The organism is Deinococcus hopiensis KR-140 (assembly GCF_900176165.1).
In the GTDB taxonomy this organism is placed as follows: Bacteria; Deinococcota; Deinococci; order Deinococcales; family Deinococcaceae; genus Deinococcus; species Deinococcus hopiensis.
In genome coordinates this window covers 1,590,087-1,614,654 of record NZ_FWWU01000009.1, presented here as the reverse complement: position 1 = coordinate 1,614,654, position 24,568 = coordinate 1,590,087, and the positions used below count along the sequence as shown (strand labels likewise).

Here is a 24,568-nt window from a genome sequence, read left to right as displayed (position 1 = left end):
TGTGCAAGGAGCAATGCCACTTTGACCTACTTTGCAGACAAACAACCCCTCGTCGCGGACATCTTTTCGCGCTACCCGGACAGCCCCCAGGGCCGCCGCTCGGCGCTGATGCCGCTGCTGCGCGAGGTGCAGGACGCCGAAGGCTTCGTGTCCGAGGCGCGGATGGCCGAGATCGCTCATCTTTGCGGCACGACGGCCACCGAAGTCCGCAGCGTGATGAGCTTTTATTCCACCTACCACACGGTGCCCACAGGGCGCTATCACCTTCAGGTCTGCTCGACGCTGATGTGTGCGCTGGCGGGCAGCGACGAACTGTGGGACCACTTCGTCTCGGAGTTGGACGTGCAGCCAGGCGAAGTCAGTCCTGACGGGCGCTTCAGCGTGCAAAAGGTGGAGTGTCTCGGCTCGTGCGGCACCGCGCCCGTGGTCCAGATCAACGACGACGGCTACTACGAGCACGTGACGCGCCGTAAGTGTGACCGCCTCCTCGCCGCGCTGCGTTCGGATATGCCTCCCGCCCCGGATAACCCTGTGCCCGTTACAGTGCGTGAAGACGGACGGCAGATGCTGGCGAACGGCGAGCGGGTGGGCGCGAGCATCTCCGAGCTGACCGTTCTTGCCCGCCCCGTCCCCAATGGGGCCAAAGCTGGAGGAGAAGCGTGACCGTCGCCGAACCCGCTCCCAAACCCATCACCAGCGGCAAGGACGCCCGCTTCGCGCCCACGCTGTACGCGCATGTCGGGCAGGACCAGAGCTGGACGCTGAACTATTACCTGATGCACGGCGGCTATCAGGGTGTGCAGCGCGCCTTTGCGATGGGTCCCGACCCCGTGATCGACGAGGTGAAGAAGAGCGGCCTGCGTGGACGCGGCGGCGCAGGCTTCGCGACGGGCCTCAAGTGGTCGTTCATGCCCCTCAAGGACGGCAAGCAGCACTACATTATCTGCAACGCCGACGAGTCCGAGCCGGGCAGCTTCAAGGACCGTTACCTGCTGTCCGAGGACCCGCATCAGCTCATTGAGGGCATGCTTATCGGTGGGTACGCCATGCGCGCCTCGCTGGGCTACATCTACATTCGCGGCGAGTATGTCCACGCTGCCGAGCGGATGTGGGCGGCCATTCAAGAGGCGCGGACGGCAGGCCTGCTGGGCAGGAATATTCTGGGCAGCGGCTTTGACTTTGATCTCCAGGTTCACCGGGGCGCCGGAGCGTACATCTGCGGCGAGGAAACCGCGCTGATGAACTCGCTTGAGGGCCTGCGCGCCAACCCACGCCTGAAGCCGCCCTTTCCCGCCGCCGCCGGGCTATACGGCCTGCCCACCACCATCAACAACGTGGAGACGTTTTGCGCCGCCACCCAGATCCTGAAATACGGCGCGGACTGGCACGCGGGTATGGGGACCGAAAAGTCCAAGGGCATGAAGCTCTTCCAGATCAGCGGCCCGGTGGCCCGGCCCGGCGTGTACGAGTTGCCGCTGGGCACCACCTTCCGCGAACTGGTTTTCGATTGGGCAGGTGGCCCACTGGAGGAGATCAAGGCGATCATTCCCGGAGGCTCCTCCTGCCCGATGATGCCCTGGACCGACAAGATTCTCGACACCCCCATGGACTATGAGAGCGTGGGCGCGGCGGGCTCCATGCTGGGCACGGGCGGCGTAACGCTGGTTCCAAAAGCCGACTGCATTGTGAATACCACCTGGAACCTCGTCCGCTTCTATGCCCACGAGTCCTGCGGCAAATGTACCCCCTGCCGTGAGGGCATCAGCGGTTGGATGGTCCGGATGTACGAGAAGCTGGTGCGTGGGCACGGCCAGCCCGGCGACGTGCAACTGATTCTCGACATGTCCGACAACATTGGCGGGCGCAGCTTCTGCGCGCTGGCCGACGCCTGCCTGGGTCCGGTTCTCAGTTCCATCAAGCTCTTCCGCGAGGAATATGACCAGCTCGCGGGGACGGGGCAGCCGATGTACCCGACGCGCAGAAGGTGGTTGGACGGATGAGGATGCACAGAGCAGGGCGCACGCAGGGGGCAAGAAACGCAGGGGCGGCAACCGCGCTGTGCTCTTCGCGCTGTGCCCTCGGCGCTCACCTTAAGGAGCAACCATGAAAGTCGTTGTCGACGGTACCGAACTCGATCTCCCGGCGGGGACGAGCGCGATAGACGCCGTATTCCACGCCGGGCGCGACGTGCCGTACTTCTGCGCGCACCCGTACCTGTCGCCCGTGGGGGCGTGCCGGATGTGTCTGGTAGAGTCCGGCTCTCCCCGCAAGAACCCCGACGGCACCTTCGTGATGGAAGGCGAGGGCGAAGCCGCCACGCCCAAAATCTTCTGGTTTCCCAAGCCGATGGCCGCTTGCACCATGCAGGCCACCGAAGGCATGCACATCAAGACGGCCAAAACGTCCGAGGTGGTGGCAAAAGCGCAGTCGGGCATGATGGAATTTACGCTGCTCAATCACCCCCTCGACTGCCCCACCTGCGACAAGGGCGGCGCGTGCGAGCTTCAGGACCGCGCCTTCGAGTACGGCTACGGCGCGAGCCGCTTCGGCTTTGACCGCCGCCACGCCGACAAGCACTACCCGCTCTCGGACTTCATCATTCTCGATCAGGAGCGGTGCATCCATTGCAAGCGCTGCGTGCGCTACTTCGAGGAAGTGCCGGGCCAGGAGGTGCTGGACTTTATCGAGCGCGGTGGCCACACCTTTATCGACACGGAAGAGGGTGGGCTGCCCGTGGGTTTCCAGGGCAACATCGCCGATATCTGCCCAGTGGGGGCGCTGCTTGACAACGTGGCCCGCTTCCGGGGCCGCAACTGGGAGTACGACCACACCCCCACCACCTGCACCCTGTGCCCGGTGGGTTGCGCCATCGTGGTGGATGCGCGCAACGGGCGTCTGGAGCGTGTGGTGGCGGGCGAGAACCGCGAAGTGAACGAGATGTGGCTGTGCGACGCAGGCCGCTTCGGTCACGTGTTTGCCTCCGAAGACCGCCTCGTCACGCCCCACATTCGCGTGAACGGCGAACTGCGCCCCGCCACCTGGGACGAGGCGCTGGACACGATCCGCACGAACCTCAGTGGCATGAATGGGGCCGACCTGGCCTTGTTCCTGAACGCCGATTCCACCCTGGAGGAAGGCGCGGCGCTCGAAGCTTTCGCGTCTCAGATCGCCACCGCATCGGTGGACCACTGGCCGCGCTTCGGCGTGAACGTGCCCTCTACGGCCACCCTGACGGACGTGGCGAGTGCCGACGCGGTGGTGGTGCTGGGCGCGGACCTGGGCGAGGAAGCCCCGGTCGTCGAACTGCGCGTGTTGGAAATGCTGCGTGGAGGCGTCCTCCCCAATGAGTTCAACCACGGCACGGCCATCGCGGACCTGCGCCTCGTGGAGCGGCCTACCCGTCGCCCCGAGCGCCTCGCCGTCATCGGTGGGGAATCGCGCCTCTCCGGGCAGGCCGGCATCCGGGCGGCGTCGAACGGCCACAACGCCCTTGCCCGGTTGATGCAGCCCGACACCCAGGAGCTGCGGGCGGCCCTCGCCTTGCTGGAAAAGGCAGAGCGCCCAGTGCTCATCCTCGGTGCAGATGTGCTGGGCAGCGCGGACGGCAGCTTCACCAACCGCCTGAATACGCTGCTGACCCGTACGGGAGCCAAAGTTCTGGCCCTCTCCGCCGCTCCCAACAGCGCTGGCCTGGCGCACCTGCAACTGGTGCCGCGCGCGGGTGGGCTGGACTACGGGCGGCTGGGGCAGGCGCGGGCCGCGTTGCTGTCGCGCCTCGATCCTGGCATCCGCGCGCCCGGCTTTACCATCGTCCACGACACGCACCTGACCAGAACGGCGCAGCTGGCGGACGTGGTGCTGCCCGCTGTCACGAACTATGAGAAGCGCGGCACCACCGTCAATCTCGAAGGCCGCCTCCTGCCCCTGCAGCAGGCCGCCCTCAGCGCGGGCGAGGGCACGGACCTGATTCAAACCCTGACCGCCCTGGCTGGAGCGCTGGGCCTGCGCGCGTCTGTTCGCGGCCTCAAGTCGGCCCAGGCCCTGTTGCGCCAGCGGCTGAACGTGGACGTGAGCCAGTTGCCACCGGAAGGCCAGATTCTGCCCCTCGGCCCCACCGCCACCGCGCCCGTCACCGCGCCCTACGTGCCCCAGCTCTGGAAACCCAGGATGCAGCCCATCCCCGAGCGCCGGGGGAGTGGTGTTCCCAGCCGCGCCGAGCGGAACGGGATGTGGGAGTTGCCGATGCATCCCGGAACGGTGCAGCCCGGGGGGGATGATTGATGCCCGACTGGCTGATCCAACTCCTCATCACCCTGCTGAAAGCCGTGCTGGTGGCTTTCGCGCTGCTGACCACCTTTGCCTACATGACGCTGGTGGAGCGGCGGTTGCTGGCCCGCATGCAGATTCGCCTGGGGCCGAACCGCGTTGGACCGATGGGATTGCTGCAACCCCTCGCCGACGCAATCAAGAGCATCTTCAAGGAAGACGTCAACGTCACGCTGGCGGACAGGCTGGTGTACACGCTCGCGCCCATCGTGGCCATCGGCATGGCGCTCTCGGCGTTCGGAGGTATTCCCGCCGGGCCCGCCGGAAGTCTGTTTGGGGCGGACCCCTGGGTCTACAACTTTGATGCGGGCGTGCTGGCGCTGCTGGCGATCACGTCCATGGGCGTGTACGGCATCTTTCTGGGCGGCTGGGCGTCGGGGTCCAAGTACCCGATTCTGGGCGGACTGCGGTCCAGCGCGCAGATGATCTCCTACGAACTGGGCATGGGCCTGAGCCTGCTGGGGCTCCTCATGCTGGTAGGCAGCACCAATTTCCGCGTCATCGTGGAGTGGCAATCGCTCGCGGGCTGGATGATCCTCTTCCAGTCGCTGGGCTTCGCGCTGTTTCTGATCTCGTCCTTCGCCGAAACCAACCGCACACCCTTTGACTTGCCGGAAGCCGAGCAGGAGCTCGTCGCGGGCTACCTGACCGAGTATTCCGCGATCAAGTGGGCACTCTTCCAGATGGCCGAGTACGTGAACATGATCACCGCCTCCGCCGTCATGTCCACGCTGTTTTTCGGTGGCTACCGGGGCCCGGTGTTTCTGGACCGCTTTATTCCCGGCATCTCAGGCTGGCCGATCATCTGGCTGGTGGTCAAGATCGCGCTGTTCCTGTTCCTGTTCATCTGGGTGCGGGCCACCCTGCCCCGGTTGCGCTATGACCAACTCATGCGCTTCGGCTGGAAGCTGGTGCTGCCCGCTGCACTGATCAATACAGTGATGACGGCCGCCTACCTCGCCTTCCGGGGCAGTCTGGGCCTGTGGCCGCTGGCTGTGCTGAGCCTGATCGGGTTGGTGCTGCTGCTGGTGCTGGGGGACCGGGTGCGGGGGCTGTGGAGCACGTCTTCCGTAAAGCGTCCCATCGAGCGGCCGTCTCCCGCACGGCCAGTGGGGGGCGACTGATGCAGGTGGTTCGGGTCTGGAATTTATGGGTGAAGGGCGTCGCCAGCGGTCACCCACCAGCGGCCAGCAAAAACACTGGCCACGGGGAACTGGCGACCGGCAACTCTGGAGGCATGTATGGGCGTTCTTGAAATCGCCAAGGGCATGGGCGTCACGCTGGGCAAGCTGTTTCAGAAGCCCGTGACGGTCAGCTACCCCGAACAGCGGGCCACGCTGCAACCCCGTTTCCGGGGACGGCACGTGCTGACCCGCCATCCCGGCACCGGCCTGGAAAAGTGCATCGGCTGCTCGCTGTGCGCCGCCGCCTGCCCCGCTTACGCTATTTACGTGGAGGCGGCGGAAAACGATCCCGCCCATCCCACCAGCCCCGGCGAGCGCTACGCGAAGGTCTACGAGATCAACATGCTGCGCTGCATCTTTTGCGGCATGTGCGAGGAAGCTTGCCCGACGGGCGCGGTGGTCCTGGGCAACGAGTTTGAGCTGGCCGACTACCGCTACCGGGACCTCGTGTACGGCAAGGAAGACATGCTCGTGGGCGTAGACGGCTCGGTGCCGCAGCGCCGCGAGGCCATCCGTAAGGGCCAGCCCGTACGCGTGGGCTTCCGCGTACAGGGTGGGCCGCGCAAGGAACTGGAGGGGGTGGAGTACCCGAGATGAAGATGCGCAGAGCAAAGGGCATTGATAGGGCAGAGGTGGTGGCCACACGCCCCCTCACCCCGGTCCTCTCCCACACGTGGAGAGGGAGCAAAAACGTCTCACTTTCCATACCCCAGGTGCGCCCATGATCGCCTTTATCCTCCTGGGCGCTCTGGCCCTCGTCGGTGCCGTCGTCACGGTGGCCGCCAAGAATGCCGTTCATGCAGCGCTCGGCCTCGTGGGAACACTGCTCAGTGTGGCGGGGCTGTTTGCCAGTCTGAACGCTTCGTTTCTCGCCGCGGCGCAGGTAATCGTGTACGCGGGCGCGGTGATGGTGCTGTTTCTGTTCGTGATCATGCTGCTCAATGCCAATGCGCCCGTGACCGGCCGGGACCCGGTGCCCTTTGTGCGGGAGCTGGCGGGCATCGGCGGGGTGCTGCTGGCGGGGGCCTTTGCCGTGCTGGCGCTGACTTACCGGGACCCTGCGCCGCTCGCCCAGAATGCGGCGAAGTTGCAGGGCGGCAGCGCCGGACCTGTGGGCGAGGTGCTGCTCACCCGGTTCCTGCTGCCGTTCGAGGCCGTCAGCATCCTGCTCCTCGTCGCCATCGTGGGGGCCGTCGCGTTGGTGAATCGGCCCACGCCCCAGCCTGATGGTGTGCCCACCGAGGAAGAGGAGGGGCTGCCGATCCGTCCTACCCGGCGCGCGTTGCCCCAACGACAGGAGACACCCGCGCTGACGCAGGTCCGTACAGAAGCCGCCCTGACCGAGAAGGGGCCCGCCTGATGGCGCCCACCGCCTACTACGTTGCCCTGTCGGGCCTGCTGTTCGCCATCGGTATGATCGGGGTGCTGACACGCCGCACGGCGATCATGGTCTTTCTCAGCGTGGAGCTGATGCTCAATGCTGCGAACCTCGCGCTGGTGGCCTTTGCCCGTGCGTGGGGCGACCTCACCGCGCAGACCGCCGTGTTTATCGTGATGACGCTCGCCGCCGCCGAAGTCGCCATCGGCCTCGCCATCATCGTAGCAATCTTCCGCAAGCGCGAGACCACCAATGTGGACGATCTCGCGGTCCTGAAAGGCTGAGTGGGAAGCTTGCCACTGTACCTCCTTCCCCTGTTTCCCCTGCTGGGCTTCGCGCTGCTGATCTGCCTGCCCCGCCTCTTTCCCGGCAAGTCGGGCGGCCTGCTGGGCTGCGCCGCCGTACTGGCGAGCTTTGTCGTGGCCGTGATGCGCTACCTGGGGCAGACGGACGCCCCAGACCACGAGGTCCTGTGGTCTTGGTTGCCCAACATGGCGCTGAACGCGAACCTCGCCGTTGGCTTCTATCTCGATCAACTCAGCGCCCTGATGTCCCTGATCATCACGGGCATTGGCTTTTTGATTCACGTCTACTCGCTCTCGTACATGGGGCACGACAAGCAGTTCACGCGTTTTTTCGCGTTCCTGAACTTCTTCGTCGCCATGATGCTGATCCTCGTGCTGGCCGATTCCTATCCGCTGATGTTCGTGGGCTGGGAAGGCGTGGGCATGGCGTCGTACCTCCTGATCGGCTTCTGGTTTAGCGGACGCAACTCCGAAGCGTCGGACCGCGAACTGCGGGAGGCCTCGGACCGCGAGGGCGTGGCGAACTCCAACGCCGCCCGCAAGGCGTTCATCATGAACCGCATCGGGGACCTGGGCTTCATGTTCGGGATGTTCCTGATCTACAAGCTCTACGGGACCTTGGTAATTCCCGAGCTGGCGGAGCGGGCCGAAAGCGTGCGTGTGGCGCAGGCGGCCATCGAACTCACGTGCCTGTTCCTGCTCGTCGGCGCGGTGGGCAAGAGCGGTCAACTGCCGCTGACCACCTGGCTGCCCGACGCTATGGCCGGTCCGACGCCCGTTTCGGCGCTGATCCACGCCGCCACGATGGTCACGGCGGGCGTGTACCTGATCTCGCGCAGCCATTTCCTGTATGACCTCGCGCCCGGGGCCTCCACTTGGGTGGCGTGGGTGGGCGGCCTGACGGCGCTGTACGGTGCCCTGTCGGCGCTCAACCAGCACGACATCAAGAAAATTCTGGCGTACTCCACGGTCTCGCAGCTCGGCTACATGTTTATGGCGGTGGGCCTGCACGCCTACTCGGCGGGCGTGTTCCACCTGCTGACGCACGCCTTTTTCAAGGCGCTGCTGTTCCTGGCGGCGGGAGCTGTCATCCACGCGCTCCACGAGGAACAGGACGTGCGGGCGATGGGCGGAATGCGGAAGTTTATGCCCTTTACCCACATCGTTTCGCTGATGGGCGTGCTGGCCATTTCGGGGATTCCGATCTGGAGTGGTTTCTTCTCCAAAGACGCCATTCTGGCCGCCGCCTTCGGGTCCAACCCCGCGCTGTACGTGATTGGCTTGGGGGTGGCTTTCCTGACCGCCTTTTACATGGGCCGCTGGTACTTCCTGGTGTGGCAGGGCGAGTACCGGGGCCATGTCCACCATCCGCACGACGCCGACACCACCATGAAGGTGCCGCTGGGCATCCTCGCTGCGCTGGCAACGCTGGGCGGTCTGCTGAATATCCCCGCCTTCCTTGGTGGCGGCCACGCCTTCGATACCTACTTGGGCCGGGCCATTCCGCTGCACGGTCATGAAATCGCCGTCTCTACCGAACTGCTGCTGACGGCATTTGCAGTGCTCGCAGGCGTTGGCGGATTGGTCTGGGCCTTCCTCGAACACCGCGCCCGCTCGCTGGCGAATGGGCCTCTGGGTCTGCTCAGCACCCAGGCGCTCTACCTCGACACCATCTATAACGGCCTGTTCAGTGCGCCCAGTCGGGGCATTTCTTACGGTCTGGACATGGTAGACCGCAGCGTAGAGGGCAGTCTCGGTGCCGTCGCCCGCAACAGCGCCGCGCCGGGCGGGCTCTTTACCCGCTGGCAGAGCGGCTTTGTGCGCGCCTACGCAGTCTCCATGCTGCTGGGCACGGCCCTGATCCTGGGCTACTGGGCGCTGAAGACGATTGGAGGCGGCGCGTGATTCACCTGATGATTTTCCTCCCCCTGCTGGGATCTCTGATCCTGATGGCGGTGCCCCGGAAGTGGCGTGAGGAGGTGGCCGGGCTGTTCGCGGCCCTCACGCTGGGGCTGGGGTTGCTGATCTGGAGGGGCGGCGGGGCGGATCTGTTCTCGGTGCCGTGGATTCCCGCGCTGGGCGTAACCTATTCGGTGGCGCTGAACGGCGTGAGCCTCACGCTGGCGCTTATCACCGCCTTTATGTCCTTCGTCGCCGTGCTGTACGCCTCACGGCGGGTGGAGAACCCCGGCACCATGCTCTCGCTGGTGCTGGCGATGGAAACGGGCCTGCTGGGCATTTTCGCTGCGCAGGACCTGGTGCTGTTCTACGTGTTTTTCGAGGACGCCCTGCTGCCCTCGCTGCTGATGCTGGCGATCTACGGACGCCCCAGCCGGATGCGCGCCCTGACCCAGTTTGCGGCTTACACGTTGTTTGGCAGCCTCTTGATGCTGCTCGCCATTATCGGGGTGAAATACTACGGCGGCAGCCCCACCTTCGCGCTTGCAGACCTGCGCCAGCACCTCGTGACTGGCTCCACGCAGACCTGGCTCTACATCGGCTTCCTCGCCGCGATGGCCGTCAAGCTGCCCTTGTGGCCGCTGCACGCGTGGCTCCCCGACTTCCACGAGCAGAACCACGAGAGCGGGGTGCCCGACGTGATGGGCACGCTGTATAAGGTGGGCGGGTACGGGCTGTTTCAGTTCGGCCTGCCGCTGTTCCCGAACGCCTCGGAGGAACTGCGCCCCATCCTGATGGGTCTGGCCGCCTTTACCGCGCTGTACGCCGCCTGGATTGCCTTTCGTCAGACCGACTGGAAGCGGCTGCTCGCCTACGCTGGCCTCTCGCACATGGGCCTCGTCGCGCTGGGCGTCTTTTCTCTGAATGAGACGGCCACCATCGGGGCGATGTACCTGCTGGCGTTTCAGAACGTGTATACGGGCGCGCTGTTCCTGGCCGTCGGGATGCTTCAGGAGCGCGTCGGCAGCCTCGACACCCGCGTTGGCGGTGTGATGACCCAGGCAGGCGCGCTCGGCGGCATGACGATGGCGTTGTGGTTCGCCTCCATCGCGGTGCCTGGCCTCGCCGGATTTATCGGGGAGTTCTCCATCATGCTGGGCGCGTACCAGGTGCAGCCCTGGCTGACCTTTGTGGCGGGCCTCTCCGTCATTGCCGCCGCCGCCTACGCCCTCACCGGGTTTCAGACCACCTTCTGGCAAGGCCGTCCCTTCGGCGGGGTGCGGGTGGCAGACCTGCGCTCCACCGAGTGGCTGGTGCTGGGCCTGCCGCTGGCCGTCGCCATCTTCTTCGGCGTGTATTCCTCCCCGGCGCTGCGGCTGATCCAGCCCGCCGTGCGGAGCGTCCTGTCCACCCTGGGGGGCCAGTAAATGCAGTTACCCGACGTTCCCTTCGCCCCCATGCTGCCCATCCTGATGGTGCTGACCGGAGCGATCGCCAGCACGGTCCTGGGGTTTTACCTGCACCGCCGCGCCCTCACGGTCATCAACCTCGTCACCCTGGTTCTCAGTGGGGCTGCCATGATGGCCCTCTGGAACACGGGAGCCACCGCCTTCGGTGGGGCGCTTCAGGCCGACAACCCGGCCATCCTGCTGGGCATCACGATCCTCGTCGGCTCGGCCATGACGCTACTGGTCAGCCTGGACACGGCCTACCGCGCCCGCGTCAGCTTCCCGGAGTTTGACGCCATGCTGATGTACGCGGTGACGGGCACGCTGCTGATCGCCTTTTCCGGCGACCTGATGACCATGCTGATCGGTTTGGAAATCATGAGCCTGAGCAGCTACGTCCTCGCCACCCTGCAGGATTCGCGCCGCTCGGAAGAGTCTGGCCTGAAGTACTTCCTGCTGGGTGCGGCGGGCAGCGCCATCCTGATCTACGGCATCGCGCTGGTATACGGCGCAACGGGCAGCCTGAATTACCTCGGCATCGCGGCCAAGGCGGCGGCCCTGACGCCCACCAACGTCGCCATTCTCGTCGCGGGGGCATTGATGCTGCTCGCAGGCTTCGCGTTCAAGGTGGCGCTCGCGCCCTTCCACCAGTGGACGCCGGACGTGTACAGCGGCGCGCCCACCAGCGTCAGCCTGTTTCTGAGCACCGTGGTGAAGGTGGCCGCTTTCGCCGGAATGCTGCGCGTGTTCGGCGGCGCGCTTCATAGTGCCCCCGGCTGGGCCTCTACCCTTCAGGTCCTGACGGCCGCCACCCTGATCATCGGCAACGCGGCGGCCCTCTTCCAGCGCAACTTCAAGCGGATGATGGCCTACTCGGCGGTGGCGCACACGGGCTTTCTCGCCATGACGCTGCTGGGCACCCAGGCGATGGGCGGCGCGGCACTGGCCTACTACCTGCTGATCTATACGCTGATGACGGCGGCGGCCCTCGCCATTATTGCCGCCCTCCAGCGGAGCGAGGCAGGCATGGAGATCAGCGATCTGCGCGGCCTGTACTACCGCCACCCCGCCTACGCGGTGGCCCTCGCCGTGTGCCTGGCCTCGCTGGCCGGCCTGCCGCCCTTCGCGGGGTTCTTCGGCAAGTACCTCGCGTTTCAGGCGGCCTTTCAGAACGGGTACGTGTGGCTCTCGGTCCTGGCGGCCCTCGCCAGCGTGGCGGCGCTGGTGTATTACCTGCGCCCCGGCATGCTGATGTTCATGCCGGACCGCACCCCCGCCCGCGAATACGCCCACGGCGAGCGCGGCCCCACCAACTTCACCGTGGCGCTCGGTGTGGTCGGCGTCACCGTGCTGGGTATCCTGCCCAATCTGTGGTACGGGTGGGTGGCGAATCCGCTGATCTGGGAGCGGCTGGCGGGGCGGTAGGGGAGGGGCGAGCAGCTTTGAGTTTTGAGCCGTCGGCGGAGTGCTGGCGGCTTTTTTGTGTGAAGGGGACAGGGTGGCTCGGTGGCCGCCTTCGCCAGGCCCCTCCCTGCTGCGCAGCTCAGCGAGTTCCACGGGGGAAGAGGGTCAACAACCAGGGCCCACCTCCCTCCCTCCTTGTGGGGGAGGGGGGTGGGCCCCCTCCTCCAGACGCCTTTCCCCGCCACTGCCCGACGGCCCCCGTGGGCCGTCGGGCGCGCAGCGCACGGGCCTCTCCCAACTCGGCGGGACAGGCAGCCCAGCGTTTAAATGAGCGGGGGAGCTGGGCCTATTTACGCTCCCCACGGTCTTGCCTGGCGCAGCGCTGCTCCCCCTGCCCAGCCGGGTAGGGAGCTGGGGGTGGAGCAAACCGGAGCAAGTCCCCCTGCCACTCCTACACCATTCCGCCTATTCCCGCTCCACCGCATCCAAACCCTATACTGCGGGGCGTGCTTGTCGCCGTTCAGGACGCCACCAAAGAGTACGGACCCCTCACCGTCCTGTCAGAGATCACCTTCGCCGTACAACCCGGCGACCGCGTGGGCCTTGTGGGCCGCAACGGCGCGGGCAAAAGCACGCTGCTCAAACTGCTGACGGGCGAACTCATTCCTGACGGCGGCATGGTGCGCCGCGCTCCCGGCGTCCGCGCCCGCGCCCTGAAACAGGACCCCACCTTCCCCGAGGGCGCAACCGTGGACAGCGTGCTCGACGCGGCCTTCCATGACCTCGACGCCCTGGAGGCTGAACTTGCCGCCGCCGCCGAGGCCATGAACAGCGGCACGCCCGAGAGCGTGATGCACCACGAGGAAGTGCTGGAGCACTACGTCCGCCGCGGCGGCTTCGAGCGGCGCAGCCGCAAGGAGGCCGTGACGCTGGCTTTCGGCTTCCGGGGGCGCGAACAGGACCCCGTCTCCGGCTTGTCAGGCGGCGAGCGGACCCGGCTGGGCCTGGCCGCCCTGCTGGTGGAAAACCCGGACGTGCTGCTCCTCGACGAGCCGACGAACCACCTCGATATCGTAATGGTGGAGTGGCTGGAAACCTTCCTGGCGCGTTACCCCGGCGCGGTGCTGGTGATCAGCCACGACCGGGCCTTTCTGGACACCGTGACGAACGAGACGGCCTACCTGCGCGGCGGGACCCTCCAGGTCTACAAGGGCAGCTACACCACCTTCCGCGAGACGCTGGAGGCCGAGCAGGAGCGCCAGGCCGCGCAATTCGCGCAGGACGCCAAACAGATCGCCACCCTGCAGGCCAGCGCGGACCGCATGAAGATCTGGGGGTTGGGCATGAGCAAGCTCGCCCGGCGGGCCAAGGCGATGCAGGCCCGGGTAGACCGCATGCAGGCCCGCGCCACCGCCGCCCCACCCGCTGAGGAACGCACCACCCGCATCACCTTTCACGCGCCGGAGAGCGGCGACGTGGTGCTGGACGCCCGCCACGTCACCAAGGCAATGGGCGGGCGGACCCTCTTCCGCGACATCAACGTGCAGTTGCGCCGGGGTGACCGGGTGGCGATCATCGGGCGCAACGGGGCGGGGAAGACCACCCTGCTGCGCGCCCTGCTGGGGCTGCTGCCGAGCGATGACCCCAAAACGCGGGTGCTGACTGGGGCCCGCGTGAGCGTTGGCTACTACGATCAGGCCCTGCGCGGTGTGGATCCCTCCCAGACCCTCTACGACGTGGCGCGTGAGTACGTGCAGAAGGACCATGAGGCCCACAACCTGCTCGGCACCTTCATGTTCCCCTTCGATCAGCACGACAAGCAGGCGCGCATCCTCTCCGGCGGCGAGCGGGCACGGCTGGCGCTCCTCAAGCTGGCGCAGGAGGACCACAACCTCCTCGTGATGGACGAGCCGACCAACCACCTGGACATGGAGATGGTGGAGGCGCTGGAAGACGCGTTGACGGGCTATACCGGCACCCTGATCATGGTGAGCCACGACCGCGCCTTTATCGAGGGACTGGCAGACCGCATCTGGCTGCTGGAGGACGGGCGGTTCTACGAATACCCCGGCTGGGCGGACTACAAGGCCAAGCACCGCACGCTGGCCGAAGTTCAGGCTCAGGAAACCCCCACTCCCGCTGAACCTGCGAGACCCACCGCGCCAAAGGGCAAGGGCCTGTGGCACCTCAAGCGCGAGGTGGAAGCGATCGAGGCCGAGATCACGCGGCTGGAAGACGAACTGCTGCACGCTCAGGCCGCCCTGAGCAGCGCTCCGGCTGACGCCGACTTCGCGGGGCTGGGCCAGGCCGTACATGACCTGGAATTGCAGCTGGAGGCGAAGATGACCGCCTGGGGTGAGAAGCAGGCCGAGGTGGAGGCGCGGGGAGGGTAGAGCGTGCCCCAACTCGTGCCACGCTCTGGCCCTTTTACAGAAAGACACCTTACGGTGGCCCGAGGACCTGCTTTCTCAAACATTTCAGGGAGAGGAGGGCGTCCTAAACGCCAGATTGGAAAATGACGTCCCTGTGTTGTTTCCCAAAGGGCAACTCCTTCACATCCCTTTGAAGTCTTCTTGAAATCAGCCCTTCCCCTTACTCTGGCCCTCTGGCAGCGTGTGGCCAGCAGGGCGCGCCCACGGCAGGACCAACACCTCCAGCCGCCAGCCTGTATGAACTGCGTTTTCAGGGGGTGAGCAGCGACAAGCTCAGCGTCACCTCCCAGCGTCTCGGCAGCGGTCTGGGAGTGCAGACGCTGGAAAATGCTCCCGCCCTCGGTCTGAATACCCAGCCCCTCTCCACGGTCACCTTCGTGACCACGCAAGGCGGCGTGAGCACCCGTCACATCCAGGCCACCAACTCTTCCGGACAGACCCTGCACAACCTGGTGTTCGCGCCCGTCACGACCAGCGATATCGACGGCAACGCGGAGAACAACGCGCAGGGCCCCACGGCCGCCGGCACCCCCTTCCGCGCCGTGCAGTACTTCGGCGGCTCTGACGTCCCGGCTCAGGCAGGCAAGCTGGTCCTGAGCCAGGGCAAGGTCCTGGACAGCGCCACCCAGCAGGTCTGTGTGGACCCTGCCGCCGATCCCTTCTCGGTGGACCTCGATGCCAGTCGTCTGAGCGTCACGCCTCCTGCGGGCCTGACCGCCACCGTGCTGCATTCAGGCTGGCCGGTTGCGCCCACGGTGGCTCCGGGCGGGAGCACGAACGTCACCTTCGCCGTGGATCTGCCCGGCATCGACCCGCAGAACAAGCGCCCGCAGCCCTACAGCTTCAACCTGGTGTTCATGGGCGGGGTGGACGGCAACGCCTCCTCGCTCGGGACCTCTGCGGACGCGGGGCGGTTGTCGGGTCAGCTGCCCGACTGGAAATTCAGCAAGGTCCTGCTGACCCGCTGGGGACGTGACGAGCAGGTCGGCTTCTCCACGGAAGTGCTGCTGGGCGAGACGGCGGCGGATGGCCGGCGGAAACCGTAACGCTGACGCCCGGGGCGATCGCCACCGCGAACATCCGGCTCAGCGCGTCGGCGGTGGCGCTGGGCACCTACGAGGCGCAGCTCACCGGCCCCAGCATCGGCGGCGCGTCCCGCTGGTGCTTCACCGTGGTGCCGGAACGCACGGCGCTCAAGCTCTCCCGGGCGCAGCAGGTCACGAACAGCACCCAGGGCACCTGGGTGCTGGGCAAAACGGACGCGAACGCCTGGGCACTGATCCGCCTGCAGGGGGGACAGGAGGCGCAGCGTGAGGTGCTCGCGGACGGTTCGGCTCCTGGCAGCTACGCGCTGTCAGACGGAGGGGTGGCGGCCCTCTACGAGGTGGAAGGCTCCACCGACTTCAGTTACTCCTTCTCCTACGCCATGACCCACATTCGTGCGAACGGCGCACAGACTGGGCAGGTGTTCGCGCGGCAGGCGCCCTCACGGAGGTGAAGGCGGGCTTGCCCTATATGAATTCCGGTAAGCTGATCGCCAGTCCAGACGGTCAGACCCTGTTCTTTAACGCTTCCGAACCCGTCGTACCGCGTGATCGCCGCCACAGGCGCCCTTACGTCGGTGCCCGAGCTGACCTTCAACCCGCAAACATTGGATAGCGCTGGCAATGTCTACAGCAAGGACGACCAGACGCTGTGCCGGGTTGCGCCGAACGGAACGAGGAGAGTACTCCTGGAGTCCGGCGCGGTCAACGCCTATTCCACAGAGGTGATCGGTGTGGATGCGGCCGACAGCAACAGCCTCAGGGTGAAGTCGTTCGATGCGGGCCTGATCAAAGTCAACCTCACCACTGGAGAGCGGCAAAACGTCTCGTTCGGCGCCGTCTATTCCCTCACCGACGCCGCCCTACAGGCAGGAGGCGGGGTGATGGCGCTGCTGACGAACTACAACACCAGCACCTGGGAAGCTGCCCTGAGTGAAGTGAACCGCGCGCCTTTCTCCGTTTCGTCCGCGCTGTGCCAGAGCGTCAAGGGCGTATACGTTCGTCCTACCGGGACGCCCCTTGGCCCCTGGGCCGCCGTCACCCTGCTGTATATCGCCCCCAGTGGCCTGAAGGCGCCTCCTTCCCCACAATTCTGAACTTCTGTGGGCAGGCTTGCATTCGTGCGGGCCTGCTTTTTTGGTGCGTGTCCGCGCCGCTCCCTACACCAGCTCGGCCCGCTCCTCCTGCTCCCGGCGGAACTGGAGTTCGTACAGGTCCCGGTACAGACCGCCCCGGGTCATCAGCTCCTCGTGCGGGCCGTCTTCCACAATTTCTCCGGCGTTCATCACCAGGATCCGGTGGGCGTTGCGGATGGTCGATAAGCGGTGGGCGATCACGAACGTCGTGCGCCCTTGCATCAGCGTTTCCAGGGCGCCCTGGACCAGCGCCTCGGATTCGTTGTCGAGCGCGCTCGTCGCCTCGTCCAGAATCAGGATGCGGGGGTCTTTGAGCAGCGCCCGGGCAATGGCGATGCGCTGGCGCTGCCCGCCACTCAGCTTCACGCCCCGTTCGCCCACCACGGTACCGTAACCTCCCGGAAAGGCGCGGATAAAGCTGTCGGCGTTGGCTGCCCGTGCCGCCGCCTCCACCTCCGCCGCTGTTGCGTCCGGGCGGCCATAGCGGATGTTCTCCTCGATGGAGCCGGAAAACAGCAGTGTCTCCTGCGGCACCAGCCCGATCTGGGCGCGCAGGTCCTTCAGCTCGTAGCCGCGCACGTCGTGGCCGTCTACCTGTACGCTGCCGCCCGTCACGTCCCAGAAGCGGGGAATGAGGTTGGCCAGGGTGGTCTTGCCCGCGCCGCTGGGGCCGACAAGGGCGACGATCTGCCCAGCAGGAACATCGAAACTCATGCCCTGCAGGGTGGGCGTCTCGCCGTACCCAAAGGCCACCTGCCGGAAGGCGACGCGGCCCTCGGCATGGGCGAGGGGCCGGGGCGAGGCGGGTTCGGGTAGATCACTGCGCTCGTCCAGCAGTTCAAAAATGCGGCCTGACGCGCCCAGCGCCTCCTGAAACTGGCTGAACACGCCAGTCAGCCCTGCCACCGCCCCGCCTACCTGCAGCGCGTAGATCAGAAACGTGACGAGGTTGCCCGGCGTGAGTTGCCCGGACATCACCTGTCGCCCGCCGGACCACAGCACCAGCGCCAGCGAGCCGAAGGTCAGGAATCCCATCGTGCCGCTCATCAGGGCCTGGAGGCGGGCGCGTTTCAGGGCTGCCAGAAAACTCGCCTGCACCCCGCGGCCGTAGCGGACCTGCTCTACCCCCTCGGCGGTAAAGCCCTGCACCACCCGCACGCCGCTGATGGCCTCCTCGGCGCTGGCATTGGCTTCGGCCACCCGGTCTTGCACCTCGCGGCTCACCCGGCGAATCTGGCGGCCGATGAGCACGGCGGTGCCGATCACCAGCGGAATCACGGCCAGGGTGAGCAGGCTCAGGCGTGCGCTCGTCAGCACCAGCAGGGCCGTGGATCCGACGATGTTGACGCTCAGGGCGGCGAGTTGCGCCAGCGCCGTGCTTGTGATCGCCTGCACAGTGCCCACGTCCGCAGTCAGGCGGCTGGTGAGATCCCCCGTTTTGTGATCGGCAAAAAAGCGCGGCGAGAGCGTCAGCAGATGGCCGAACAGCGCCCGCCGCAGGTCTGCCACCACCCCGGCTCCCACCCGCGCCAGCAGGTACGCCTGCGCCGCGCCGAACACGGACGACAGGGCGAAGATGCCCAGCAGCGTCAGGACAATCCGGTCCAGTGGGCCGGTGTCGGTGCTGCCCACCCTGAGAAACGAGGCGTCGATGAGGCGGCCGAACAGCCGGGGAAAGATCAGGTTCAGGCCGCTGGAGATCAGGGTGGCGCACAGGCCCAGGATGAACAGCAGCCGGTAGGGGCGCGCGAAGGCCAGCAGGCGGGGCAGTTGCCGGGGATCGCGCTTCGGGCGCGGCCTGCCCGGATCCGGCGTGAGCGGCAGGGAGCGGGACGGGCGGGACATCATGGCCCCAGCGTACGCTCGCGGCGGGCGCCAGACCGCGGGAAAGGGCGGCTTCCGGGGGCGGAGCGCCGGGCAGGAAGCCTTCTGTATCTTCTGCAGCATTTTTTAGAATGGCCCACCTTCCCCGCAACGGAGGGCCAAAGGTGGCCCCATCTGGGGGCCCACCCCTGTGCCTACACTTCGAAAGAAACCAGTTCACACCGAAGTTTCGTCCCGTTCGTGAGCGGATTCAGAAAGAGGGTCTCCTATGCCTGTCATCCCCCGCCTGCCCCTTCTCCTCGTCGTCCTCTCCTCAACGCTGCTCAGCACGGCCCACGCCGGGGGAATGTCCGGGCGTCAGGAAGGCAACCTCGACGTCAATGGGGCGAGCATCCACTACGTGAGCGTCGGTCAGGGCACACCCATGCTGTTGCTGCACGGCTATCCCCTGAGTGGGGAGTTGTTTTCGCGCAACCGCGACGCCCTGGCCGCGGCCGGTTACCGCGTCATCACCATCGACCACCGGGGCTACGGGCAGAGCACCGCCCCGGCGGCCGATCCCGGCAGCCTGCAGACCTACGCCAGTGACGCCCTCGCCGTGATGGATAAGTTGAACGTGCCCAGGGCCATCATCGGCGGCATGAGCATGGGCGGACCGATTGCCTTCGAGATGTACCGCACGGCGCCCCAGCGCTTTCTGGGCCTGATCCTGATCGACACCATTGCCAATCCGGCGGGGATCGTCGAGCAGCACATCTGGAAGGGAATGGCGCAAAAGGCCAGCACCTACGGCCCGCAGTCGCTCGCGCCCGAACTGCTCAAGGACATGCTGACCGGCGCGACGCGGATGAACCGTCCGGGGGACGCAAAGATGCTGACGGGAATCGTCCAGCAGGCCTCGGTGGCGGCGGACGTGGCGGGAGCGAACGTGCTGGCGACGCGGCCCGATTCCATTCCGACGCTCAAGACGATCACGGTGCCCACGCTGATCCTCGAGGGTGGAGAAGACACGGTGTACCCGCCGGAATTCAGCGTGAAGATGCAGCAAAATATCGCCGGCAGCAAGCTGGTCCTGATTCCCGGCGCAGCCCACGCCGCGATCTTTGAAAAGGCCACCGCCGCCAACCAGGCGATTCTCAACTGGGCGCGGGCGAATAACCTCCGCTAAGGGGATCTGTCCGCGCTTGGCCGCCAGCGAAAAGGAGAGCGGCAGATCTGTACGGTATCCGCCGCTCTCCTCCTGTTGCGCCTACGCCAGCACGCCAGCTGCTTCCGTGTGCTCCAGGTCAAACGCTTCGGCCACGCCCCGGTAGGTCAGCTTGCCCGCGTGGGTGTTCAGGCCCAGCATCAGGGCGCGGTTGCGGTTGAGGGCCGCTCGGCCCCCATCGGCGAGCAGCGTCACGTAGGGGAAGGTGGCGTTGGTGAGTGCGAAGGTGCTCGTGCGGGGCACTGCACCGGGCATGTTCGCCACGCCGTAGTGGACCACGCCGTCCACCACATACGTGGGATCGTCGTGGGTGGTGGCGTGAATGGTTTCCACGCAGCCGCCCTGGTCCACGGCCACGTCCACGATGACGCTGCCCTCCTGCATCAGGGGCAGCATGTCGCGCGTGACGAGGTGCGGGGCTTTGGCGCCCGGAATCAGCACGCCGCCGACGAGCAGGTCCGCCTCGGGCAGCAGGGCGCGGATGTTGGCCTCGCTGCTCATCATGGTGGTGAGTTTGCCGAAGAACACGTCGTCGAGGTAGGTCAGGCGGCGGTGTGACACGTCGAGTACCGTCACCTTGGCCCCCAGGCCCATTGCCATCTTTGCCGCGTTTGTGCCTACCACGCCACCACCGATGATGACCACGTGCCCCGCCTGCACGCCAGGTACCCCGCCGAGCAGCACGCCGCGTCCGCCCACCGGCTTTTGCAGATGGTATGCGCCCGCCTGCACGCTGAGGCGGCCGGCAACCTCGGACATGGGCGTCAGCAGAGGCAAGCTGCCGTCTTCGAGCTGCACCGTCTCGTAGGCCACGCCCGTCGTGCCCGCGGCCAGCAGCGCGTCCGTGAGGGGCCGGTCCGCCGCGAGGTGCAGGTAGGTAAAGAGGAGCAGATCGTCACGCAGGTAGCCGTATTCGGCCGCGATGGGTTCCTTGACCTTCACCACCATCTCGGCGGCCCAGGCCTCGGCGGCGCTGCCCAGCGTCGCCCCGGCGGCCTCATACTCGGTGTCCGGGATGCCGCTGCCTACCCCCGCACCGCGTTCTACCATCACCGTGTGTCCGCGCCGCACCAGCGTCGCCACGCCCCCAGGCGTCAACGCCACGCGGTTTTCCTTGACCTTGATTTCCTTCGGGAGTCCAATGTTCATGTCACACTCCTGCTGCGCCGCGCGCCTCTTGCGCCAGCCAGACGTTGTTGATGTGGCGCAATAGTAGCAGGACTGCAGGCAAATGCGATTGCCAGAGTCGCTGCTTACACACTGCTCGGCGCAACACCATTGCTTAAAAGGTGGTATTCTCCTCCTGTTCATGTCAAAGCCGGAACTCGACGATACGGACCGTCATATCCTGCGGGTGCTGCAGACCGACGCCCGCATGCCCAACACTGAACTTGCCGACGAGATCGGCCTGACGCCTGCGCCCACCTTGCGGCGGGTGCGGCGGCTGGAGGAGGAAGGGATCATCAGCCGGTACGTCGCGCTGCTCGACCCCAAGCAGGTGGGGCGGGACCTGATGGTGTTCGTGCGGGTGACGCTGGACAAGCAGACCAAGCAGGGCTTCGAGACCTTCGCCGAGCAGATGCGCGGACGGCCCGAGGTGCTCGAATGCTACCTGTGTCTGGGCGACACCGACTACCAGCTCAAGGTATGCGTGGCGGACCTCGACGCCTACCAGCGCTTTCTGGTGGACGTGCTGGCCGCTATTCCTGGGGTACGCAACACCGCGAGCACCATCGCGGTGAAGCAGGAGAAGTACACGACGAGCCTGGCGCTGGAGTAGGGGGCGGCCCGTTTCCCTTCGCCAGGCGCCAGGGGTGTGAGCGCGCTACCCTGTGCCTATGCGCCTCCTGACCCTTTCCGCCCTGCTGCTCGCTTCCGCCGCGCTGGCGCAGAGCGCGGTGCCTGCCGCAACGCCCGCCCCGGCCTTCGTGCCATTGCCCTTCCTCAGCGACAAGCCGGTTCGTACCTTCACCGAGCCGCAGTGGGTGGTCAATCCAGCGCACAGCTACCGCGCTGTACTCCACACGAGCAAGGGCGATGTGACCGTCGAACTGAACGCGCGGCAGGCCCCCAAGGCCGTGAACAGCTTCGTATTTCTGGCGCTCAACCACTTTTACGATGGCACACGCTTTCACCGCGTCATCGGGGGCTTCATGGCGCAGGGAGGCGATCCCCTCAGCGCCGACGCGGAGCAGAAGACGAAGTGGGGTACGGGCGGGCCCGGATACCAGTTTTTCGTGGAGCTGGACCCAAATCTAACTTTCAATACGCCCGGCGTGCTGGGGATGGCCCGCTCACAGAGCTATTTCTCACAGGGCAGCCAGTTTTTCATCACGCTGGCCCCCGCTGACTTCCTGACTGGGCAGTACACGGCGTTCGGCAAGGTGCTGGAGGGGCAGGATATCCTGGCAACGCTGACGCGCACGGCGACGAGCGGAGCGGGCGGCGAAGTTCCCGTGAAGGACGCTGAGGCGGATGTGCTGCGGAGCGTGCAGATTCTCGTCTCATCCGGACGCTGAGCCGTCGCCTACACTCAGGCCATGCACCCCTCTCGGCGCGTTCTGTCCCTCGCTGCCCTCGGAGTCGCCGCCTGGTTGCTGCGCCAGACCCTGCGGGGCCGTGATCCGGTTCGCTTGACCCAACCCGGCTGGGGTGAAGTGCTGAGCCCGGCCGACGGCGTAGTGGCGTTCGTCCGGCGCGTCGAGGAAGGGAAGGTGGTGGGGGACGCGCCGCTGGACCTCCGCGCTTTCACCGAACAGGATCTGGAGGACGGTTGGTTGCTGGGCATCCTCCTCGGCCCGTTGGATGCCCGTTATGTCTATGCTCCCGCAGAGGGAACTGTGGGCGACGTGCGTTTGACGGGTGGCCCGGGCGGCGGCCCGCTGCTGAACCCGCTGCAGAAAGTCGCCCTCCTCGGGGGCCTGCCCGCCGATCCCCTCGGCCAGCCGAACCTGGAGGGCAACGAGCGGCACACCACCGTGCTGACCACCGCGCAGGGCCACGTCGGCGTGACCCTGCTGGCCGGAGGCAAGGGGCTGGGCGCGATTACCTATGCGGGCGAGGGTGACGCGCTGAACGCCGGGCAGAAACTCGCCTATCTGGAGGCCAGCGGAGGCGCGGTGCTCCTGACCCTGTCGGCTGTCCTCGTGCCGCAAGTCAGCGTGGGGGACCGCGTGGTGGGGGCGCGAACGGTGGTGGCGAGGAAGGTCTGAACGCGCGGAAACCCGCTGGCCGCTCCGTTACCTCAGCAGCGCCACCACCGCCGTCACCACCAGCGCGGCCAGGCCCATGCCGACGCTGCTGGCGGCCCCGGTCGCCTCGCCTTCCTCCCGGGCGCGCGCGGTACCGATGCCGTGGGCGACACTGCCCATGGCGGTACCGCGCGCCAGTGGGTGGCGGATGCCCAGCTGGGTCAGCGTGGGCGGCAGCACCAGCGCCCCCAGGAGCCCCGAGAGCACCGCGAGCGTGGCGGCGAGCGCCGGGGGTGCGCCCGTGACCCCGGCGAGTTGCAGGGCGACGGGGCTGGTGGCGGATGCGGTCATCAGGGAGCGCCGGGCAGCCACGTCCAATCCGAGCAGGTGGGGCAGCAGGGTATCGACGCCTACGCCTACCAAAGTGCCCACCACCCCGCCCACCACGAGCGCCCGCCACTCCCGCGCCAGCAGGGACCGCAACCGGTACAGCGGCACGGCCAGCGCCACCACCGCCGGACCGAGCAGGAATGACAGGGGCTGCACCTGCGCCGCATAGTGCAGGTACGGGGTGCGGGTAAGCAGCAACGCGCCCGCGACGAGCACGGTGGCGATCAGGGTGGGATTGACCGCCGGATGCCTGAGGCGCAACTGTGCCGCCACGCCCAGCGTGAAGGCGAGCAGCGTGAGGGCCAGCCAGATCATGCCCGGTCCCGCACCAGCTGGGCCGCGATGCCGCCCGCCGTCCCTGCGCCCAGCAGGAGTCCGGACAGCATCACCAGCAGCCACAGGCCCCACGCGGCCCCCGCCGAGAGGTAGTCCACGGCGCCGACGGTGGCGGGCACGAACAGCAGGCCCAGCAGGGCGAGCAGGCCGTCCCCCGCGCCTTCCACCCATTCCAGCCGCACGAGGCGCAGCGAGAGGGCCGCCCACAGCAAGACCATGCCCAGCACGGAACCGGGCAGCGGCAGGTGCAGGCCCGAGGCCAGCGCCGTACCCAACGCCGCAAAAGCCGTCAGCACCCCCAGCCCCAGCGCGAGGCGCACCGGAGAAGGGAGGGGGGCGGGTGTACTCACGCGCCTGCGGAGGCTCCCAGACGGGTCAACATGCCGCGAACCACCTGTTTGGCGTGGCGCGCCACCAGGGGCATAAAGGTCCGGTAGTCCACGTTGGCGCTGTGGTCGGCCGTGTCGCTTACCGAGCGGATCACCACGAAGGGCACGCCCGCTTTGGCACAGACCTGGGCCACCGCCGCGCCCTCCATCTCGGCGCAAGACGCGCTGAACTCGGTCCACAGCCGCTGCACTCCCTCACTCGACGCAATGAACTGGTCTCCGCTCGCCACCCGGCCTTCCACGGTCTGCACGCCTTCCACCTCGCGCGCCGCTTCCAGCGCCACCGCGCGCAGGTGCTCGTCGGCCGCCCAGCAGGGCGTCTCACCCGGAATGGTGCCGGGCGCGTAATTCAGGGCCGTCACGTCCACGTCGTGCTGCACGAGGTCGGTGCTCACGACGATGTCGCCCACCCTGAGATTCGGGTGAACGCCGCCCGCCACACCGGTAAAGATCACGCGCGTCGCGCCCGCGTGAAGCAGGTGCGTGGCCGTCATCGCGGCATTGACCTTACCGATGCCGCCCTTGGTGAGCAACACCGGCACGCCCTCCAGCACGCCCCGGTACAGGGTGACGCCGGGCCGTTCCAGCGTTTCACGCTCCTGCAACTCCGCCAGGAGCAACTCGATTTCCTCGTCCATCGCGCCCATGATCGCCAGCATGGAGCGCAGTCTACGGC

The 24,568-nt window shown here is 66.7% G+C and carries 23 protein-coding genes; 18 read left to right on the top strand and 5 right to left on the bottom strand.

Translation table 11 applies throughout. The features are described 5' to 3' along the window. The first annotated feature begins 21 nt into the window (after window positions 1–21). From nuoE to B9A95_RS21320, 14 genes are all read left to right on the top strand, one after another. On the top strand, window positions 22–663 hold the full coding sequence (nuoE, locus tag B9A95_RS21385) for an NADH-quinone oxidoreductase subunit NuoE (RefSeq protein WP_084049121.1): 642 nt from the start codon (window positions 22–24) through the stop codon (window positions 661–663). Beyond that, window positions 660–2,000 (top strand): NADH-quinone oxidoreductase subunit NuoF, encoded by a 1,341-nt coding sequence (gene nuoF, locus B9A95_RS21380; protein ID WP_084049120.1) that lies wholly within the window; start codon window positions 660–662, stop codon window positions 1,998–2,000. The genes nuoE and nuoF overlap by 4 nt, the downstream gene beginning before the upstream one ends. 103 nt (window positions 2,001–2,103) lie before the next feature. Further along, complete coding sequence (gene nuoG / locus B9A95_RS21375; RefSeq protein WP_084049119.1) at window positions 2,104–4,281, top strand: NADH-quinone oxidoreductase subunit NuoG; 2,178 nt, start codon at window positions 2,104–2,106, stop codon at window positions 4,279–4,281. Continuing rightward, the gene (nuoH, locus tag B9A95_RS21370) at window positions 4,281–5,450 is read left to right on the top strand and encodes an NADH-quinone oxidoreductase subunit NuoH (RefSeq protein WP_084049118.1); all 1,170 of its coding nucleotides are present in this window, start codon (window positions 4,281–4,283) and stop codon (window positions 5,448–5,450) included. Before nuoG ends, nuoH begins: the two co-directional genes overlap by 1 nt. A 117-nt stretch (window positions 5,451–5,567) precedes the next feature. After that, window positions 5,568–6,107: an NADH-quinone oxidoreductase subunit NuoI gene (nuoI, locus tag B9A95_RS21365; RefSeq protein ID WP_084049117.1), complete on the top strand. Its 540-nt coding sequence runs from the start codon at window positions 5,568–5,570 to the stop codon at window positions 6,105–6,107. 124 nt (window positions 6,108–6,231) lie between these two features. Beyond that, entirely contained in the window at window positions 6,232–6,870 is a 639-nt protein-coding gene (locus B9A95_RS21360) for an NADH-quinone oxidoreductase subunit J family protein (protein ID WP_084049116.1), read from the top strand. Beyond that, complete coding sequence (gene nuoK, locus B9A95_RS21355) at window positions 6,870–7,172, top strand: NADH-quinone oxidoreductase subunit NuoK (protein ID WP_084049115.1); 303 nt, start codon at window positions 6,870–6,872, stop codon at window positions 7,170–7,172. Before B9A95_RS21360 ends, nuoK begins: the two co-directional genes overlap by 1 nt. 9 nt (window positions 7,173–7,181) lie before the next feature. After that, on the top strand, window positions 7,182–9,098 hold the full coding sequence (gene nuoL / locus B9A95_RS21350) for an NADH-quinone oxidoreductase subunit L (RefSeq protein ID WP_084050887.1): 1,917 nt from the start codon (window positions 7,182–7,184) through the stop codon (window positions 9,096–9,098). Further along, window positions 9,095–10,519 (top strand): NADH-quinone oxidoreductase subunit M, encoded by a 1,425-nt coding sequence (locus tag B9A95_RS21345; protein ID WP_084049114.1) that lies wholly within the window; start codon window positions 9,095–9,097, stop codon window positions 10,517–10,519. The genes nuoL and B9A95_RS21345 overlap by 4 nt, the downstream gene beginning before the upstream one ends. After that, window positions 10,520–11,965 carry an NADH-quinone oxidoreductase subunit N gene (locus tag B9A95_RS21340; RefSeq protein ID WP_084049113.1) on the top strand — a complete coding sequence of 482 codons (1,446 nt, stop codon included), beginning with the start codon at window positions 10,520–10,522 and terminating at the stop codon, window positions 11,963–11,965. 485 nt (window positions 11,966–12,450) lie between these two features. Continuing rightward, a complete protein-coding gene (locus B9A95_RS21335) occupies window positions 12,451–14,337 on the top strand; it encodes an ABC-F family ATP-binding cassette domain-containing protein (protein ID WP_084049112.1) in 1,887 nt (628 codons plus the stop codon). A 296-nt stretch (window positions 14,338–14,633) separates the two neighbouring features. Then, window positions 14,634–15,422, top strand: coding sequence for a hypothetical protein (locus B9A95_RS21330; RefSeq protein ID WP_084049111.1), 789 nt, complete (start codon window positions 14,634–14,636; stop codon window positions 15,420–15,422). Between the two features lie 53 nt (window positions 15,423–15,475). Then, window positions 15,476–15,874, top strand: coding sequence for a hypothetical protein (locus B9A95_RS21325; RefSeq protein WP_084049110.1), 399 nt, complete (start codon window positions 15,476–15,478; stop codon window positions 15,872–15,874). Window positions 15,875–15,967: 93 nt separating this feature from the next. Beyond that, the gene (locus B9A95_RS21320) at window positions 15,968–16,516 is read left to right on the top strand and encodes a hypothetical protein (RefSeq protein ID WP_084049109.1); all 549 of its coding nucleotides are present in this window, start codon (window positions 15,968–15,970) and stop codon (window positions 16,514–16,516) included. A gap of 63 nt (window positions 16,517–16,579) precedes the next feature. Here the strand turns inward: B9A95_RS21320 and B9A95_RS21315 are convergent, their stop codons facing one another. Beyond that, window positions 16,580–18,403, bottom strand: coding sequence for an ABC transporter ATP-binding protein (locus tag B9A95_RS21315; RefSeq protein WP_084050886.1), 1,824 nt, complete (start codon window positions 18,401–18,403; stop codon window positions 16,580–16,582). 244 nt (window positions 18,404–18,647) lie between these two features. Here B9A95_RS21315 and B9A95_RS21310 point away from each other — a divergent pair, with 244 nt between their 5' ends. Then, on the top strand, window positions 18,648–19,547 hold the full coding sequence (locus tag B9A95_RS21310; RefSeq protein WP_084049108.1) for an alpha/beta fold hydrolase: 900 nt from the start codon (window positions 18,648–18,650) through the stop codon (window positions 19,545–19,547). An 81-nt stretch (window positions 19,548–19,628) separates the two neighbouring features. On the opposite strand, the gene ald is transcribed toward B9A95_RS21310, so the two are convergent. Further along, the gene (gene ald, locus B9A95_RS21305; protein WP_084049107.1) at window positions 19,629–20,735 is read right to left on the bottom strand and encodes an alanine dehydrogenase; all 1,107 of its coding nucleotides are present in this window, start codon (window positions 20,733–20,735) and stop codon (window positions 19,629–19,631) included. A gap of 160 nt (window positions 20,736–20,895) precedes the next feature. On the opposite strand from ald, the gene B9A95_RS21300 reads away from it, so the two are divergent. The 3 genes from B9A95_RS21300 to B9A95_RS21290 are packed head-to-tail and all read left to right on the top strand — an operon-like array spanning window position 20,896 to window position 22,798. After that, complete coding sequence (locus B9A95_RS21300; RefSeq protein ID WP_084049106.1) at window positions 20,896–21,366, top strand: Lrp/AsnC family transcriptional regulator; 471 nt, start codon at window positions 20,896–20,898, stop codon at window positions 21,364–21,366. Between the two features lie 58 nt (window positions 21,367–21,424). Next, entirely contained in the window at window positions 21,425–22,105 is a 681-nt protein-coding gene (locus B9A95_RS21295; protein WP_084049105.1) for a peptidylprolyl isomerase, read from the top strand. A 21-nt stretch (window positions 22,106–22,126) separates the two neighbouring features. Next, window positions 22,127–22,798, top strand: a complete 672-nt coding sequence (locus tag B9A95_RS21290; RefSeq protein ID WP_084049104.1) for a phosphatidylserine decarboxylase — start codon at window positions 22,127–22,129, stop codon at window positions 22,796–22,798. Between the two features lie 27 nt (window positions 22,799–22,825). Here B9A95_RS21290 and B9A95_RS21285 read toward each other — a convergent pair whose 3' ends face one another. From B9A95_RS21285 to B9A95_RS21275, 3 genes are read right to left on the bottom strand one after another with little or no spacing between them, the layout of a single operon-like run. Continuing rightward, window positions 22,826–23,482: an LrgB family protein gene (locus tag B9A95_RS21285; protein WP_084049103.1), complete on the bottom strand. Its 657-nt coding sequence runs from the start codon at window positions 23,480–23,482 to the stop codon at window positions 22,826–22,828. Continuing rightward, complete coding sequence (locus tag B9A95_RS21280; protein WP_084049102.1) at window positions 23,479–23,853, bottom strand: CidA/LrgA family protein; 375 nt, start codon at window positions 23,851–23,853, stop codon at window positions 23,479–23,481. The genes B9A95_RS21285 and B9A95_RS21280 overlap by 4 nt, the downstream gene beginning before the upstream one ends. Then, window positions 23,850–24,551 carry a 5'-methylthioadenosine/adenosylhomocysteine nucleosidase gene (locus B9A95_RS21275; protein ID WP_084049101.1) on the bottom strand — a complete coding sequence of 234 codons (702 nt, stop codon included), beginning with the start codon at window positions 24,549–24,551 and terminating at the stop codon, window positions 23,850–23,852. Before B9A95_RS21275 ends, B9A95_RS21280 begins: the two co-directional genes overlap by 4 nt. Window positions 24,552–24,568: the final 17 nt, after the last annotated feature.

Coding starts and splice junctions, on each gene's coding strand:
- nuoG (WP_084049119.1), top strand. CDS start 2,104: ATGAAAGTCGTTGTCGACGGTACCGAACTCGATCTCCCGGCGGGGACG.
- nuoH (WP_084049118.1), top strand. CDS start 4,281: ATGCCCGACTGGCTGATCCAACTCCTCATCACCCTGCTGAAAGCCGTG.
- nuoI (WP_084049117.1), top strand. CDS start 5,568: ATGGGCGTTCTTGAAATCGCCAAGGGCATGGGCGTCACGCTGGGCAAG.
- B9A95_RS21360 (WP_084049116.1), top strand. CDS start 6,232: ATGATCGCCTTTATCCTCCTGGGCGCTCTGGCCCTCGTCGGTGCCGTC.
- nuoK (WP_084049115.1), top strand. CDS start 6,870: ATGGCGCCCACCGCCTACTACGTTGCCCTGTCGGGCCTGCTGTTCGCC.
- B9A95_RS21340 (WP_084049113.1), top strand. CDS start 10,520: ATGCAGTTACCCGACGTTCCCTTCGCCCCCATGCTGCCCATCCTGATG.
- B9A95_RS21315 (WP_084050886.1), bottom strand. CDS start 18,403: ATGATGTCCCGCCCGTCCCGCTCCCTGCCGCTCACGCCGGATCCGGGC.
- B9A95_RS21310 (WP_084049108.1), top strand. CDS start 18,648: ATGCCTGTCATCCCCCGCCTGCCCCTTCTCCTCGTCGTCCTCTCCTCA.
- ald (WP_084049107.1), bottom strand. CDS start 20,735: ATGAACATTGGACTCCCGAAGGAAATCAAGGTCAAGGAAAACCGCGTG.
- B9A95_RS21300 (WP_084049106.1), top strand. CDS start 20,896: ATGTCAAAGCCGGAACTCGACGATACGGACCGTCATATCCTGCGGGTG.
- B9A95_RS21295 (WP_084049105.1), top strand. CDS start 21,425: ATGCGCCTCCTGACCCTTTCCGCCCTGCTGCTCGCTTCCGCCGCGCTG.
- B9A95_RS21290 (WP_084049104.1), top strand. CDS start 22,127: ATGCACCCCTCTCGGCGCGTTCTGTCCCTCGCTGCCCTCGGAGTCGCC.
- B9A95_RS21285 (WP_084049103.1), bottom strand. CDS start 23,482: ATGATCTGGCTGGCCCTCACGCTGCTCGCCTTCACGCTGGGCGTGGCG.
- B9A95_RS21275 (WP_084049101.1), bottom strand. CDS start 24,551: ATGCTGGCGATCATGGGCGCGATGGACGAGGAAATCGAGTTGCTCCTG.